A 15,002-nucleotide genomic window follows, 5' to 3' on the forward strand; every position below is an offset into this window, starting at 1 on the left:
CTGTCCCGTTATGTTGCACAGGATGCTACTGCAAAGGCTCCTACTGCACAGGGTCTGATTAACGCTGACTGTGAGTACAATGGTTCCATTGATGCTGGTGACATCACCGCAATCGCTCGTTACCTGGCTCATCTGTGCGAAGCATCTGAGCTCGGTCCTCAGTAATCTGATCTGATTACAAATTAAGAATGCAGTCCGAAAGGGCTGCATTCTTTTTGTATAGCGAAAACAGCCGTTCGGTTCATAGAGCCGGGCGGCTGTTGCTATGCGATCTTTGCCATAATTGCGCTGTGTTATGTGTTGACAAAGTTCTCCGGGCATGGTAAAATAACAGTAGAAAGCATGCAAGGTGCAGGCTTTTCAAGTAATTGCAGAACAGGAGTGAACGATTATGATGAATGAAATTGGTGAAAACGTGAAGAAGCTGATGCTTCTGGGTATCGGTGCAGTGGCTGCAACCGCAGAAAAGTCCAAAGAGGTTGTGGATGAACTGGTTAAGAAGGGTGAGCTGACTGTGGAACAGGGCAAGACCTTGAACGAGGAACTCAAGCACAACATCAAGCAGAAGGTTAAGGAAAGCGTGAACGTTGAAGTTGTCAAGGAAGCGGACACGAATGACATTCTGAACAAGATGGACGATATGTCCGCTGAGGATCTGGCTGCAATCAAGGAAAAGCTTGAAAAGCTGTCTGCAAAGGATCAGCAGGACGCTGAGGCGTGAAATTGCCGGTAAGCGACAGCCAGCATCGACTCCAGGAAATCGTCGGCGTCCTCAAGAAGCATAATATTGTCAAGGGGCTGACGCCGCAAAAGCTGCGACTGATTCTGGAAGACATGGGGCCTACGTTTGTGAAGCTGGGACAGATTATGTCCATGCGGAACGATATTCTTCCTACGGAATATTGCAAGGAACTGGAAAAACTGCGGGCAGATGTGAAGCCCATGCCTTTGGAACAGGTTCGTGAAGTCATTCAAGAGGAATACGGCAGACCCTTGGAAGACGTTTTTTCCTCATTTGATGAGCATCCGCTTGGCTCCGCATCCATCGCACAGGTACACGCTGCAACGCTGCACGATGGCCGCCGTATGGTGGTCAAGGTGCAGCGTCCCCATATCCGGGAGACCATGACACGGGATATGTCCTTGCTCCGCACGGCGGTGAAACCCTTGAAGCTGACGCCCATCAGCGGCATGATCGACTTCAATATGGTTCTGGATGAGTTATGGTCGGTTTCTCAGCAGGAAATGGATTTCCTGGTGGAGGCACGGCATGCGGAGGAGTTCTACGAGCGGAGCCGGGATGTGGCGTTTGCCACCTGTCCGAAGATCGAGGATACGCTGACCACCTCTAAGGTGCTGGTAATGGAGTATATCGACGGCTTCTCCATTTGCGATATTCAGAAGTTGGAGGAGAATGGATATGACCGGAATGAGATCGGGCGGAAGCTGACGGATCATTATATCAAGCAGGTCATTGATGATGGCTTTTTCCATGCAGATCCCCACCCGGGCAATATCCGGATCCGGGAAGGTCAGATCGTCTGGATCGACATGGGTATGATGGGCAGGCTCACCAACCGGGATAAGCAGATGTTCAAGTGTGCCATCAAGGCTGTAGTGGAACGGGATGTGAATGAGCTGAAGCGCATCGTGCTGCAAATGGGCGTATACAATACTCCCATCAACCAGGTACAGTTGTATGCGGACATTGACGGCTTGTTGGACAAGTACTGTTCCATGGATATGGGAGATGTGGATATGGGCAAGGTGCTGGAGGAGCTGATGATGGTGGCTTCCTCCCACAAGATTGCCATGCCAAAGGGTGTTTCCATGCTTGCACGGGGTTTGTTGACCATTGAAGGGGTGGTGGCAACCGTCAGTCCCGAGTTGAACATTGTGGAGGTTGCTGCGGATCATATCAAGGCTGAGCTGCGCCAGGAATTTGATCCCAAAAAGGAAGCGGCGGGATTGGCACGGCGGGTGTATGCCTCCAGCAACAAGGCACTGGATATACCGGGTTTGCTGTCGGATCTTCTGAAGGCTACGGTCAAGGGACAAACCAAGCTGAATATGGAATTTACCGGTTCCAACGAGCCCCTGTCCCGGATCGACAAAATGGTCACAGAACTGATTGCCGGGATTCTGGCATCGGCATTGCTGCTGTCCTCCAGCCTGATCTGTACAACGGACATGCATCCCCAGACGCTGGGTATTCCGACGCTTGGCTTTTTCGGATATCTGCTTGCCTTTGGATTGGCGATGTGGATTATTCTTGGTAAGCGAAAGCGGTGAAGCATGTTTTAGGCGACACCATGCAGGCTCTGTGGGTGTTGCCTTTACTTTTGGAGCGGTTTGGTGTATAATAAGAAAGAATGCGGGGTCAATTCGTTGACCTCGCTGTTTTCTGCAATAGAAAGGTTGTATCCAATGAGTCAAAATAAATACGAAATCGACATGTGTCACGGCTCCATTTTGCCAAAGCTGCTGAAGCTGACGCTGCCCCTGCTGCTGTCCAGTGTATTGCAGCTGCTGTTCAATGCGGCAGATATTATTGTGGTGGGCAACTTTGCTTCGGAAAATTCTCTGGCGGCAGTTGGCTCCACTGCCTCCCTTGTGAATCTGATGACCAACCTGTTTCTGGGCTTGTCCACCAGTACCAATGTGCTGACTGCCATGTATATGGGGGCAGGGGAGTCGGACAAGGTGAACCGAACCATACATACCTCCATTTTGCTGAGTATCATCAGCGGAGCCTTCATGACCCTTGTGGGTGTTGCCTTTGCGGATAAATTCCTGTTGATGATGAAAGCACCGGAAGCCACCCTGCCTCTGTCCACCCTTTATCTGCGGATTTACTTTGTAGGCATGATCGCCATGCTGATCTACAATTTCGGCAGCTCCATCCTCCGGGCAATGGGAGATACCCGGCGTCCCCTGTATTATCTGGCATTTGCCGGCGCCATTAATGTGGTACTGAATTTGTTTTTTGTCATCGTTCTGAAGATGGATGTGGCAGGCGTTGCCCTTGCAACCGTGATCTCTCAGTGCATCTCCGCAGCATTGATTATCCGGTGCCTGATGCACGAAAGCGGCGCTTTTCAGTTTTCCTTCAAAAAGCTGGGATGGGATTCCCATCTGGTCAGCAGAATCATGCAAATTGGTATCCCTGCCGGATTCCAGGGGGTGGTGTTCTCTATTTCCAACGTAATTATCCAGTCCTCCATCAACGACTTCGGAGAGATTGTCATGGCGGGGAATGCGGCGGCTGCCAGCATCGAGGGCTTCATCTGGGTGTCCATGAATGCCTTTTCCCAAAGCGCCCTGACCTTTACCAGTAAGAACATTGGTGCCGGAAAATTTAGTCGCATCAACCGGATCACATTCATCACCTGCGCCTGTGCAGCAGTCACGGGACTGGTGCTGGGAAACCTGGCATACCTGTTCGGCACGCCCTTGCTGCATATCTACGACACACGGCCGGATGTGGTTGCCGCCGGACTGATCCGGATGCGGCTGGTGTGCTGCTTCTACTGCACCTGCGGTCTTATGGACTGCATTGTTGGAAATATCCGGGGTATGGGCTACGCCGTCACGCCCACTATTGTGTCCCTGTTGGGAGCCTGCGGTCTGCGGATCCTGTGGATCTTCACCATTTTCCGCATGCCGGAGTATCACACCCAGTTTATGCTGTTCGTGTCCTACCCCTTGTCCTGGATCATCACCTTCCTGGTGCATCTGATCTGTTACTTTTTCATGCGCAGGCGCTTTCCCAAGCAGGATGTCCAGCCGGGAGAGGCTGCGACATCTGCATAACAAAAACACAAAACACCGCACAAAGCTGTATCGCTCCGTGCGGTGTTTTTTATAAATCCTGCAGATCCGCTGCGGTCAGGTCATTCTCCAGATTGTCCCGGGCAAGATCCGTGTCAATGGTGGAGTATGCAGCGGAAATTGGTTTTTCCCCTTTGTGGGGTGTGCTGTGATATACTTTCAGAGCGGGCGTATGAGTGCCGGCAATGATAGGGTTTGCAGGCACGTTTCCGTGCTTGGCTTTCCCCTGGATCTCCGGTACTGCCGCTGCCTGCCTTCTGGTCACATCCTCCTGGGACATACAAATCACCTCTGTGACAGTATGCCCGAACCAGCGATCATTATCCCTGTGTCAATGTCCGCAGTACGGCTTCCACAGAACGCTCCGGCAGGGACAGCTTGTGGATGGGTTCGTGGATATCTCCTAAATAATGTGCATCGGAATTGGTGATCATCCGACACTGCGCCAGATAGGGGTGTGCCTGCCGCAGCTGTTCCACATAACCCGGATGCTTTAGTTCAAAACAGGTGAACTTGCTGTCCTCTGGGATCATGCCCAGATTGGACAGCAGACTGTTGGTGCGTTTTTCGATGTGCGCCGGGATCATAATGCCGCTCCGTTCCTGCACCAGATCATGCACCTGGTCGAAGCTGATATTGGCGGCATTGATCAGCATCAGGGACTCATCCCCGATGATCTCATCCTCCGCATTGACCACAAGCTGTCTGCCGAAAATCGCCGGGTCATTGGGAATGGGTGGGATCCGCCGGTGTACATACCGGTCAAAGTCCATCGCTCCCTCCAGGGTGGGGAACAGGCATACCACATGCACCTCCTCGCTGGTGCAAAGCTCCATGCCAGGAATGGCAAGAATGCCGTATGCTTCCGCAAGCTCCAGGAACGCCGGACAATTCCGGCTGGTGTTGTGATCCGTCAGTGCGATCACATCCAGTCCCTTGACCACAGCCATGCCTACGATATTGGACGGAAGCATATCGTCGTCCCCACAGGGGGACAGGCAGGAGTGAAGATGCAGATCATAGCTCAACTCATGCATGAATCAGTTCGTGCACCAGCAGGGCGGTTTCAAACACCGGCTGCTTGGATTGGAGCACCGTGACTCCTTGCTGCCGGGCCTTTGCCATGCCGTTGTCATCCAGGGGCGTGCCCTCCGCCAGAATGATGCAGGCAGTATCCGTCAGTACTGCCACTGCAATGGCGTTCATATTGCCCATGACCGTGACCCATACGCATCCGGCGGACGCCTTGCTCATACATACGCTGAGCAGATCACAGGTAAATACCCGAGTCAGTTCCGGATTCAGATCCCCCAGATGGAGTAGGGTGAATTCCGGTCTGGCTGCTAATTGCTGTACCGTCATGTTTCTTGCTCCTTTTCTGTTTGATGCAGCAGATCCTCCGGAAGCTGGTCCATATACTGCCGCAGAATAAAGATGCAGTCCCGTTCCGATGCTTCGCCCTTCACAATGTCCTCCGCCAGAGTCCGGCAGGTGGGTGCTCCGCAGGAGCCGCAGTCCAGTCCTGGAAATCTGTCACAGAGGACTTCGATCTGCTGCATCATGGCAAGGCTCTCTTTGAAATTGCTGCCCAGCCGGAATACGGGTTTGTATTCGATCTCGGATTCCAGAAACGCATGGGGCGTGTATTCTCCGTTCAAGTGGTTGCATGCAACGGGCAGGTATTTGCACAGCCGTTTCAGCTTTGCCTGTGCCACATAGGGGTTTTCCACCGTCAGCACGCCTCCCACGCAGCCGCCGCTGCAAGCGTTCAGCTCGATAAATTCCAGATCCGTGAATTTTTCATCCTCCAGATCCTCCAGCACATGAATGACGTTCTCAATGCCGTCCGCTGCCAGATAGCTGTCCGTCAGCAGTCCTCCTGCCTCGCCGCCGCTGTTGCCCCAGCCAACTCCGATCCTGCCGGAGCTTGCGTAATCCTCCCGCACCTCATCGCTGCGTTTCATCAGGCTCAGCAGACGGGGGTACACGTCCTTGATGGCAAGCACTGCATCCACCTCCGAATGGTCGATGCCGATGGGAGATTTCACCGCCGTCACCTTTGCCGGACAGGGAGAGATGAAGATAATGCCGATCTGATCCGCCGGCAGTCCGGTTTGCCGCATGGCACGTTCCCTTGCCTGGATGGCTGCCAGATCCATTGGCGCATTGAAAGGCAGCAGGTGGGGGATGAGACTTGGAAAGCGCACCTGGATCAGCCGCACCACCGTCGGACATGCAGTACTGATAAAGGGCTTCTTTTCCGGATGCTCCTCCACATAGCGCCGGGACATTTCCGAAACCTGCTCTGCGGCACCGCTGACCTCAAACACATCGTCAAAGCCCATCAGGTGCAGTGCCCGCAGTACGATATTTACATCGTCCAGCCGGTTGAACTGGGCATACAGGGAGGGTGCCGGCAATGCCACCGTGTATGCATACTGCTTCATTACATCCGGGCTGTCATAGGTTGCCTCCTTGGCGTGGTGGGGACAGATCCGGATGCATTCCCCGCAGTCGATACAGCATTCATTGGTGATTTCCGCCTTACGGTTGCGCACCCGGATCGCTTGGGTGGGACAGCGCTTGATGCAGTTGGTGCATCCCTTGCACAGGGACTTATCCAGCCGGACGGAATGATAGAATGTCTGATCCATCGGAGATCTCCTCCTTGTTGCCTAAAGTACTTAGAGATATACCTTCATCACAACGGTGGTTCCAACGCCCAGCTTTGTTGTGATCTGCATATCGTCGGTGTATTTTTTCATATTCGGAAGTCCCATGCCGGCACCGAAACCCAGACTGCGTACGTTGTCTGGAGCAGTGGAATAGCCTGCTTGCATGGCCTTGTCGATGTCCGCAATGCCGGGACCCTTGTCTGCAAGCGTCATGGTGATCTGGTCGGAGGAGATCTCCACCGTGATAGTGCCTCCCTCTGCGTGGATCACCATATTGATCTCGCCTTCGTACATGGCAATGGATACCTTCCGGATTACTGCCGGATCCACATTCATCTGCTTGAGCCGACTTTTCACATCGCTGGACGCTTCACCGGCACGGGTGAAATCCTCGTTGGATACAGTATAGGTCAGGGTGATGGTATCGCTCAATTCCTCGCCCCCCCGCTCAACCCGTGGGTATACAGCAGCCCGCAGGCGGTGAACATGCGGTGCTTTGTGACCAGAAGGGGGATGCATCGCTGCTGTGCCAGCTCCAGCATGGCATCGTCCGGTTCCTTGCCTCGTACAAATACGATACACACAATGTCCATCATTTCTGCTGTGCGGATCACCTGAGGATTGCACAGACCAGTCAGCAGTACGGATTGATCTTTTACAAAGGCAAGTACATCGCTCATCATATCGGAACCGCAGGCGGTATGTACCGGGTGCTGCAGCATATCCTCACAGCATAAAACCTCGGCGCCCAGAATTTCTGAAATATTCTGCACTGTCATACACATATACCTCCATATAGCTGCTGGTGACGCAGCCTGATTAATATATGTATTATAGCATACCCGTTTCCGGCTTGTAAAGCACTTGTCACAAAAAAAGCCCGGCTGTTTGACAAATTTCAGACAAAAACATGGTGATTTTGCATAGGCAAACTGCAAAAATTCAGCTCAGATTCGGAATGAATGTGCAGGAGCCAAGCTCTATATTGTATATTATATACAAACATATTAGGGGGATTTGTTGCAATCTGTCGAATAGCTTTTTTCGCATGTGTGTGCTATAATTAACATATGTTGTACTGTTGTGTGCTATAGGTGCGTATTGCCGCCCCTGCAGCCGCAAATTATTGCAAGGAGGTTCAACTAAATGGGTTCAAAACAAACAAATGCAGTACCCTTTCACGGCACTGCCGAGCAGGAAGCACAGCTTCGTGCAATGGTGGACCATCTGAAGGATACCAAGGGTGCGCTGATGCCGATTATGCAGAAAGCACAGGATATCTATGGATATCTTCCGATCGAAGTACAGACTATCATTTCTGATATGACCGGTATTCCGCTTGAGAAGATCTACGGCGTTGCTACATTCTACTCCCAGTTTTCTCTCTACCCGAAGGGGCAGTACACCATTTCCGTCTGTCTTGGCACCGCTTGCTATGTAAAGGGCTCCGGCGATGTGTTTGAAAAGCTCAAGCAGATTCTGGGTATAGAGGACGGTCAGTGCACCGCTGACGGCAAGTTTTCTCTGGAGGCATGCCGCTGCATCGGCGCATGCGGACTGGCACCGGTTATGACCATTAATGACGATGTGTACGGCAGACTGACCGTTGAGGAGCTGCCGGCTATTCTGGAAAAGTATAACGACTGATATGATGCCTGAGCTTTCACTCAACATTCTGGATGTGGCGCAGAACTGCGTCCGTGCAAAGGCAATGTTGACTGAGATCAGTATCTGCGCAGAAACGGACAGGGACAGGCTGACGGTTGAGATCCGGGACAATGGCTGCGGTATGACGCCGGAGCAGGTGGCACATGTGTGCGATCCTTTTTTCACCACCCGGACAACCCGTAAGATCGGTCTGGGCGTTCCTTTTTTCAAGGAAGCGGCAGAGGATACGGGGGGATCGTTTTCCATCGAATCCGAGCCCGGAAAGGGCACGGTGGTTAAGGCAGTGTTTGTGCTTTCCAGCATCGACCGGATGCCGCTGGGAGATATTACTTTTACTATCCGTTCCCTGATTACCCTGAACCCAACTCTGGATTTCGTCTATCGCTATCAGATCGACGATCGTTCCTTCATACTGGATACTCGCCAGTTTCGTGAGATTCTGGGGGATGTACCCTTGAACGAGCCGGAGGTTGCGCAGTATATTCAAGCTTATCTCACTGAAAACAAATCAGAAGTGGACGGGGATGTGATCCTGTAAGGCTTCTGTGATTAGGAGGAAAATTATGAAGTCCCTGGAAGAACTGAAGGCAATCCGAGACAAGATGCAGAATCAGGTAAACCTGAGAGACGAAGATACCACTGCAACCCGCATTGTGGTTGGTATGGCTACCTGCGGCATTGCAGCCGGCGCAAGACCGGTTCTGACCGCTTTTTCCGATCTGGCGCAGCAGAAGGGCATGAAGAACGTGGTTGTGACCCAGACCGGCTGTGTAGGTCTGTGCCAGTACGAGCCCATCGTGGAGATCCTGGAACCGGGCAAGGAGAAGGTTACATACATCAATATGAACCCGGAGAAGGCTGCTGAGGTATTTGAGCAGCACATTGTTCGTGGTCAGGTTAAATCCGAATATACCATCAGCTCTGCAGTTAAGTAAAATTCGACTTCGAAAGGATAGAAAATTATGTTTCGTTCACACGTTTTGATTTGCGGCGGTACCGGCTGTACCTCTTCCGGCAGTCTGAAGATTTATGAGAAGCTGCAGGAGGAGATCAACAAAAACGGTCTGTCCAAAGAAGTGCAGGTCGTAAAGACCGGTTGCTTTGGTCTCTGCGCAAACGGCCCGATTATGATCGTTTACCCGGAGGGTACGTTCTACTCTATGGTAAACGTAGAGGATATTCCGGAGATCGTGTCTGAGCATCTGCTCAAGGGTCGTATCGTGACTCGTCTGGTTTATCAGGAAACCGTTGAGGAGGATGGCATCAAGTCCCTCAATGATACGGATTTTTACAAGAATCAGCACCGTGTCGCACTGCGGAACTGCGGTGTGATCAACCCGGAGTGCATCGACGAGTACATCGGTCGTGACGGTTACCAAGCACTGGGTAAGGTTCTGACTGAAATGACCCCTGAAGAGGTCATCCAGTGCATTTTGGATTCCGGTCTGCGTGGCAGAGGCGGCGGCGGATTCCCCACCGGCAGAAAGTGGCAGCTGGCTCGGAATATCGTGCCTAACGCAGATCAGAAGTACGTATGCTGCAACGCCGACGAGGGCGACCCGGGCGCATTCATGGATCGTTCTGTACTGGAGGGAGACCCCCACGTGGTTCTGGAGGCTATGGCAATTGCCGGCTATGCAATTGGCGCAACGCAGGGCTATATCTATGTGCGTGCAGAGTATCCCATCGCCGTACAGCGTCTGGAAATCGCAATCAAGCAGGCACGTGAGTACGGCCTGTTGGGCAAGAACATTTTCGGCACCGACTTCAGCTTTGACATTGGTCTGCGTCTTGGCGCAGGCGCCTTCGTCTGCGGTGAGGAAACTGCACTGATGACCTCTATTGAGGGCAACAGAGGTGAGCCGCGTCCCCGTCCGCCTTTCCCGGCTGAAAAGGGTCTGTTCCAGAAGCCTACCATTCTGAACAACGTGGAGACCTATGCAAACATTCCCCAGATCATCCTCAAGGGGGCGGACTGGTTTGCTTCCATGGGTACGGAAAAGTCCAAGGGCACAAAGGTATTCGCACTGGGCGGCAAGATCCACAACACCGGTCTGGTAGAGGTTCCGATGGGTACTACCCTGCGTACCGTTATTGAGGAAATCGGCGGTGGCATCCCCAACGGCAAGAAGTTTAAGGCTGCACAGACAGGCGGCCCCTCCGGTGGATGCATCCCCGCAGAGCATATGGATATTGCCATCGACTATGACAATCTGATTGCCATCGGCTCCATGATGGGCTCCGGCGGACTGATCGTTATGGACGAGGACAATTGTATGGTGGATATCGCAAAATTCTTTCTGGAATTTACCGTTGACGAGTCCTGCGGCAAATGTACTCCCTGCCGGATCGGTACCAAGCGGATGTACGAGATCCTGGATAAGATCACAAAGGGCAAGGCAACTCTGGAGGATCTGGATAAGCTGGAGGCGCTGTGCTATCATGTAAAGGCAAACTCTCTCTGCGGTCTGGGTCAGACAGCGCCCAACCCGGTTCTGTCCACGCTCCGTTACTTCAGAGACGAGTACATTGCCCACATTGTAGAAAAGAGATGTCCTGCCGGCGTATGTAAGGATCTGCTCAGCTATGAGATCCAGGCTGACAAGTGCAAGGGCTGTACCGCATGCGCAAGAGTATGTCCTGCCGGTGCGATCAGCGGCTCTGTAAAGAATCCGCATACCATTGACAAGAGTAAGTGCCTCAAGTGCGGCGCTTGTATTGAAAAGTGCCGGTTCGGCGCAATTATCAAGAAGTAAGTGGAGGATGCGGAACATGGAGAATGTAACGATTAAAATTAACGGCGTAGAAACCAGCGTGCCTGCCGGAACCACCATTCTGGAAGCGGCACATATGGCAAATATCGAAATTCCGACCCTTTGCTTTATGAAGGAGATCAACGCCATCGGCGCATGCCGGATCTGTATGGTGGAGGCAAACGAGGGCAGAGGCAATCGTCTGGTTGCTGCATGTGTATACCCGGTCAGCCCCAATATGCAGATTTTCACAAACACCCCCCGTGTACTGGAAGCACGGAAGCGTACCCTGGAGCTGATGCTCTCCACCCATGAGCGGAACTGTCTGTCCTGCGTCAGAAGCGGCAATTGTGAGCTGCAGCAGCTGGCAAAGGATCTGGGCGTAGAGGATGCCGGCATTTACGACGGCGTGAAAAACCACTACGAGATCGACGGCACCGCTGCTCATATGATCCGGGACAACAACAAGTGCATCCTGTGCCGTCGCTGTGTGGCTGCATGCGGCATCACCCAGTCTGTTGGAGTCATCGGCGCAAACGAGCGTGGCTTCAAGACCTTTATCGGCAGTGCCTTTGACATGGGTCTGGGCGAGACCAGCTGCGTATCCTGCGGACAGTGTATTGCAGTATGTCCCACCGGTGCTCTGGCTGAAAAGGACTCCACCTCTGAAGTGCTGGCTGCCATTGCAGACCCCAGCAAGCATGTGATCGTACAGACCGCTCCCGCAGTGCGTGCAGGTCTGGGCGAGTGCTTCGGCTACCCCATTGGTACCGACGTAGAGGGCAAGATGGTTGCTGCTCTGAGACGGCTTGGCTTCGACAAGGTGTTCGATACCGACTTTGCGGCTGACCTGACCATTATGGAGGAAGGCACCGAGTTCATCGACAGACTGCAGAACGGCGGCAAGCTGCCTCTGATTACCTCCTGCTCTCCCGGGTGGATCAAGTTCTGTGAGCACTACTACCCGGATATGACTGAGAATCTGTCCAGCTGCAAGTCTCCCCAGCAGATGTTCGGCGCAGTGGCAAAGAGCTACTACGCAGAGAAGATGGGCATCGATCCGAAGGATATGGTAGTCGTATCCGTTATGCCCTGTACCGCAAAGAAGTTTGAGATCGGTCGGGATGATCAGGCTGCAAACGGCGTGCCGGATGTGGATATCGCTTTGACCACCCGTGAGCTGGGCAGAATGATCCAGCGTGCAGGCATCAACTTCCAGGCTCTGCCGGACGAAGAATTTGATATGCCTCTGGGCCTATCCACCGGCGCAGGCGTGATCTTCGGCGCAACCGGCGGTGTAATGGAAGCGGCTCTGAGAACCGTTGTGGAGGTTCTGGAGAAGAAGGAACTGCCCAGTCTGGACTTCCAGGAAGTACGGGGCATGGAAGGCATCAAGGAGGCAACCTACAATGTTGCCGGCACAGATGTGAAGCTGGCAGTGGCAAGCGGTCTTGCAAACGCAAGAATGCTGCTGGACAAGGTAAATTCCGGCGAGGCAGACTATCACTTTATCGAGATTATGGGATGCCCGGGCGGTTGCATCAACGGCGGCGGTCAGCCCCATGTTTCTCCCGCTGAGCGGAACTTTGGCGACTATCGTGCGAAGCGTGCAAGCGTGCTGTACAACAATGACGCAGCAAAGGCAGTACGGAAGTCCCACGAGAACGCAGGCGTCAAGGAGCTTTATGACACCTACCTGGAGAAGCCGGGCAGCCATAAGGCACACCAGCTGCTGCATACCACCTACGTTAAGAGAAGCATCAACTAATTCCATTGCGAAAAGAAAGCGCCGGGTCACTGGGATCCGGCGCTTTTTCTGTGGTGGATTTTCTCCAACATGAAAAGCCCGAAGGCAGTTCATAGACTGCCTTCGGGCTTTATTTGTATAGGATTGAACGAGCCGCTTACTCCTTGTGGAATTCTGCCAGCTCCAATCCCTCGTTCTTTTCCAGCGCCCAGCGAATGTTCCACTCGCTGGTGAAAATGAGCAGATAATTATCGTGGAAATCTTGTACGATCTTGGTATCAGAGCTGAGATGCAGCTCCTGTACCGGTACGGGACTTTTGGATACCCAGCGGATGTACTGGTAGGGCAGTCCCTCCCGGATGATATCCACGTTGTATTCGTTTTTCATCCGATGCTCAAACACCTCAAACTGCAGCACGCCTACCACGCCCACGATCACTTCCTCCATGCCGGAGAAGGGTTCGTGGAAGATCTGGATGGCACCCTCCTGTGCGATCTGGGTGGTGCCCTTCACAAACTGCTTACGCTTCATGGTATCCTTGTGGCGGATCCGGGCGAAATGCTCCGGCGCAAAGGTGGGGATGCCCTCAAATTCAAAGCGTTTGCCAGGAGAGCACACCGTGTCCCCGATGGAGAAAATGCCCGGGTCGAACACACCGATGATATCTCCGGCGTATGCCTCGTTGATGATTTCCCGCTCCTGCGCCATGATCTGCTGGGGCTGGGACAGACGCATTTTCTTGTTGCCCTGCACATGGAGCACTTCCATGTCCCGCTCAAACTTGCCGGAGCAGATTCGTAGAAAGGTGATTCGATCCCGGTGCGCCTTGTTCATATTTGCCTGGATCTTGAATACAAAGGCGGAGAAGTTTTCGTCGTAGGGATCGATCTCCTGTCCCCCTGCATAGCGGGGCAGGGGTGGCGGCGTCAGTTCCAGGAATCGTTCCAGGAATGGCTCCACGCCGAAGTTGGTCAGTGCGGAACCGAAGAATACCGGCGACAGCCGCCCCTCCTGCACTGCCTTCAGGTCGAATGCATCGCTTGCCCCGTCCAGCAGCTCCACATCCTCCAGCAGGGTGTTCCGGTTTTCCGTGCCGATGAGCCCGTCCAGCTCCGGAGAATGGAGATCCACCTCCGTTGCCTTGACCTCGTGCTGCCCATTGTTGGCTTCAAAGGAGAGAATGTGCCGTTTTTCCCGGTCGAATACCCCCTTGAATTCCTTGCCGCAGCCGATGGGCCAGTTCACCGGATAGGTCTGGATGCCCAGCTCCTGCTCAATCTGCTCCAGCAGGTCAAAGGGGTTCCGGGATTCCCGATCCATTTTGTTGATAAAGGTAAAAATGGGAATATGACGCATGACGCAGACCTTAAACAGCTTCCGGGTCTGGTTCTCCACGCCCTTGGAAGCGTCGATGACCATCACTGCGGAGTCTGCCGCCATCAGAGTTCGGTAGGTATCCTCTGAAAAATCCTGGTGACCCGGTGTGTCCAGAATGTTGATGCAGTAGTCGTTGTACTGAAACTGCATGACGGAGGAGGTGACGGAGATTCCTCTCTGCTTTTCGATCTCCATCCAGTCGGACACCGCATGCTTGGCGGTTTTCTTGCCCTTGACAGAGCCTGCGAGGGCAATTGCCCCGCCGTATAGCAGAAACTTTTCAGTCAGTGTGGTTTTTCCCGCATCCGGGTGAGAAATAATGGCAAAGGTTCTTCTGCGTTTGATTTCCTGTTCGAGCTGTTTCAATCAAATGCCTCCATTCAGATTCCTGTTGACAAATACCAAAATAGTATACCACATTTTTATGAAAATAGCAAGGGCAATACCGAACAATCTTTGCACGGTGCTGCCAGGGCTTCAGCAAGGGAAATCGTAAAAGCAGATACCCAGTCCGGCGGACAGAAGAATCATGAGAATGGGGGAGGGCGCATGCTTCCGGAGCCGCTTGGTCAGTGCATGCACTCCCACCAGCAGAGCCAGAATGCAGATGCCTTTTGCGTCCGGATGCAGACCATCTCCCAGCTTTGCAAAGCCAAACAGGGTGTGCAGACCCATGGTCACGGCGGTTGCAAGGATCAGTGCTACTATACAAGGGCGGATGCCGGAGAGGAAGTCCTGTACTGCCGCATAGCGGAGCAGATTCCGAAGCAGGGCGGCAATCAGCAGAATGATACAGAAGGCAGGCAGCACCACCCCGCAGGTTGCCGCCAGTGCGCCGGGTATGCCTGCTTGAGATGCTCCCACGAAGGTTGCCATATTGACTGCCAGCGGGCCGGGTGTGGATTCGGACACGGCAATCAGATTCAGAAATGCCTCCTCCGTCAGCCAGC

General features: G+C 53.2%; 16 protein-coding genes. 8 read left to right on the plus strand and 8 right to left on the minus strand.

Annotation, left to right across the window (positions count from 1 at the left end):
* Window positions 1–394 precede the first annotated feature (394 nt).
* From QVO51_RS02230 to QVO51_RS02240, 3 genes are all read left to right on the plus strand, one after another.
* Complete coding sequence (locus QVO51_RS02230; RefSeq protein WP_041326703.1) at window positions 395–721, plus strand: phasin family protein; 327 nt, start codon at window positions 395–397, stop codon at window positions 719–721.
* The gene (locus QVO51_RS02235) at window positions 718–2,292 is read left to right on the plus strand and encodes an ABC1 kinase family protein (protein ID WP_022357058.1); all 1,575 of its coding nucleotides are present in this window, start codon (window positions 718–720) and stop codon (window positions 2,290–2,292) included. Before QVO51_RS02230 ends, QVO51_RS02235 begins: the two co-directional genes overlap by 4 nt.
* Before the next feature lie 135 nt (window positions 2,293–2,427).
* Window positions 2,428–3,813, plus strand: coding sequence for an MATE family efflux transporter (locus tag QVO51_RS02240; protein ID WP_022357059.1), 1,386 nt, complete (start codon window positions 2,428–2,430; stop codon window positions 3,811–3,813).
* Between the two features lie 49 nt (window positions 3,814–3,862).
* Here the strand turns inward: QVO51_RS02240 and QVO51_RS02245 are convergent, their stop codons facing one another.
* The 6 genes from QVO51_RS02245 to QVO51_RS02270 are packed head-to-tail and all read right to left on the minus strand — an operon-like array spanning window position 3,863 to window position 7,285.
* Complete coding sequence (locus QVO51_RS02245) at window positions 3,863–4,111, minus strand: hypothetical protein (RefSeq protein WP_022357060.1); 249 nt, start codon at window positions 4,109–4,111, stop codon at window positions 3,863–3,865.
* 40 nt (window positions 4,112–4,151) lie between these two features.
* Window positions 4,152–4,868, minus strand: a complete 717-nt coding sequence (locus tag QVO51_RS02250; protein ID WP_022357061.1) for a PHP domain-containing protein — start codon at window positions 4,866–4,868, stop codon at window positions 4,152–4,154.
* On the minus strand, window positions 4,861–5,193 hold the full coding sequence (locus QVO51_RS02255; protein ID WP_022357062.1) for a DRTGG domain-containing protein: 333 nt from the start codon (window positions 5,191–5,193) through the stop codon (window positions 4,861–4,863). The genes QVO51_RS02250 and QVO51_RS02255 overlap by 8 nt, the downstream gene beginning before the upstream one ends.
* Window positions 5,190–6,485 carry a [Fe-Fe] hydrogenase large subunit C-terminal domain-containing protein gene (locus tag QVO51_RS02260; RefSeq protein ID WP_022357063.1) on the minus strand — a complete coding sequence of 432 codons (1,296 nt, stop codon included), beginning with the start codon at window positions 6,483–6,485 and terminating at the stop codon, window positions 5,190–5,192. The genes QVO51_RS02255 and QVO51_RS02260 overlap by 4 nt, the downstream gene beginning before the upstream one ends.
* 30 nt (window positions 6,486–6,515) lie before the next feature.
* Window positions 6,516–6,938 (minus strand): ATP-binding protein, encoded by a 423-nt coding sequence (locus tag QVO51_RS02265; RefSeq protein ID WP_022357064.1) that lies wholly within the window; start codon window positions 6,936–6,938, stop codon window positions 6,516–6,518.
* Window positions 6,935–7,285 (minus strand): DRTGG domain-containing protein, encoded by a 351-nt coding sequence (locus tag QVO51_RS02270; RefSeq protein WP_022357065.1) that lies wholly within the window; start codon window positions 7,283–7,285, stop codon window positions 6,935–6,937. The genes QVO51_RS02265 and QVO51_RS02270 overlap by 4 nt, the downstream gene beginning before the upstream one ends.
* A gap of 367 nt (window positions 7,286–7,652) precedes the next feature.
* Here QVO51_RS02270 and nuoE point away from each other — a divergent pair, with 367 nt between their 5' ends.
* Genes nuoE through QVO51_RS02295 form a run of 5 tightly spaced genes read left to right on the plus strand, consistent with a single transcriptional unit; the run spans window position 7,653 to window position 12,695 of the window.
* Window positions 7,653–8,153, plus strand: coding sequence for an NADH-quinone oxidoreductase subunit NuoE (gene nuoE / locus QVO51_RS02275; RefSeq protein ID WP_022357066.1), 501 nt, complete (start codon window positions 7,653–7,655; stop codon window positions 8,151–8,153).
* Window position 8,154: 1 nt separating this feature from the next.
* Window positions 8,155–8,712 carry an ATP-binding protein gene (locus tag QVO51_RS02280; protein WP_022357067.1) on the plus strand — a complete coding sequence of 186 codons (558 nt, stop codon included), beginning with the start codon at window positions 8,155–8,157 and terminating at the stop codon, window positions 8,710–8,712.
* 25 nt (window positions 8,713–8,737) lie between these two features.
* Window positions 8,738–9,109: a (2Fe-2S) ferredoxin domain-containing protein gene (locus QVO51_RS02285; protein WP_015558600.1), complete on the plus strand. Its 372-nt coding sequence runs from the start codon at window positions 8,738–8,740 to the stop codon at window positions 9,107–9,109.
* 27 nt (window positions 9,110–9,136) lie between these two features.
* A complete protein-coding gene (locus QVO51_RS02290; RefSeq protein ID WP_022357068.1) occupies window positions 9,137–10,930 on the plus strand; it encodes an NADH-quinone oxidoreductase subunit NuoF in 1,794 nt (597 codons plus the stop codon).
* A gap of 16 nt (window positions 10,931–10,946) precedes the next feature.
* Window positions 10,947–12,695 carry an NADH-dependent [FeFe] hydrogenase, group A6 gene (locus QVO51_RS02295; RefSeq protein ID WP_022357069.1) on the plus strand — a complete coding sequence of 583 codons (1,749 nt, stop codon included), beginning with the start codon at window positions 10,947–10,949 and terminating at the stop codon, window positions 12,693–12,695.
* A 136-nt stretch (window positions 12,696–12,831) separates the two neighbouring features.
* Here the strand turns inward: QVO51_RS02295 and QVO51_RS02300 are convergent, their stop codons facing one another.
* Window positions 12,832–14,418 (minus strand): peptide chain release factor 3, encoded by a 1,587-nt coding sequence (locus tag QVO51_RS02300; RefSeq protein ID WP_022357070.1) that lies wholly within the window; start codon window positions 14,416–14,418, stop codon window positions 12,832–12,834.
* A gap of 111 nt (window positions 14,419–14,529) precedes the next feature.
* Window positions 14,530–15,002 (minus strand): chromate transporter (locus QVO51_RS02305; protein ID WP_288167764.1); only part of this gene is annotated, 473 nt, incomplete at its 5' end.

Source organism: Ruminococcus sp. CAG:379, from assembly GCF_000434255.1.
Lineage (GTDB): Bacteria > Bacillota > Clostridia > Oscillospirales > Ruminococcaceae > Ruminococcus_F > Ruminococcus_F champanellensis.

Bases quoted from the DNA above. Each gene is read 5' to 3' on its own strand.
- QVO51_RS02230 (WP_041326703.1), top strand. From the start codon at position 395: ATGAATGAAATTGGTGAAAACGTGAAGAAGCTGATGCTTCTGGGTATC.
- QVO51_RS02240 (WP_022357059.1), top strand. From the start codon at position 2,428: ATGAGTCAAAATAAATACGAAATCGACATGTGTCACGGCTCCATTTTG.
- QVO51_RS02245 (WP_022357060.1), bottom strand. From the start codon at position 4,111: ATGTCCCAGGAGGATGTGACCAGAAGGCAGGCAGCGGCAGTACCGGAG.
- QVO51_RS02250 (WP_022357061.1), bottom strand. From the start codon at position 4,868: ATGCATGAGTTGAGCTATGATCTGCATCTTCACTCCTGCCTGTCCCCC.
- QVO51_RS02255 (WP_022357062.1), bottom strand. From the start codon at position 5,193: ATGACGGTACAGCAATTAGCAGCCAGACCGGAATTCACCCTACTCCAT.
- QVO51_RS02260 (WP_022357063.1), bottom strand. From the start codon at position 6,485: ATGGATCAGACATTCTATCATTCCGTCCGGCTGGATAAGTCCCTGTGC.
- QVO51_RS02270 (WP_022357065.1), bottom strand. From the start codon at position 7,285: ATGACAGTGCAGAATATTTCAGAAATTCTGGGCGCCGAGGTTTTATGC.
- nuoE (WP_022357066.1), top strand. From the start codon at position 7,653: ATGGGTTCAAAACAAACAAATGCAGTACCCTTTCACGGCACTGCCGAG.
- QVO51_RS02280 (WP_022357067.1), top strand. From the start codon at position 8,155: ATGATGCCTGAGCTTTCACTCAACATTCTGGATGTGGCGCAGAACTGC.
- QVO51_RS02285 (WP_015558600.1), top strand. From the start codon at position 8,738: ATGAAGTCCCTGGAAGAACTGAAGGCAATCCGAGACAAGATGCAGAAT.
- QVO51_RS02290 (WP_022357068.1), top strand. From the start codon at position 9,137: ATGTTTCGTTCACACGTTTTGATTTGCGGCGGTACCGGCTGTACCTCT.
- QVO51_RS02295 (WP_022357069.1), top strand. From the start codon at position 10,947: ATGGAGAATGTAACGATTAAAATTAACGGCGTAGAAACCAGCGTGCCT.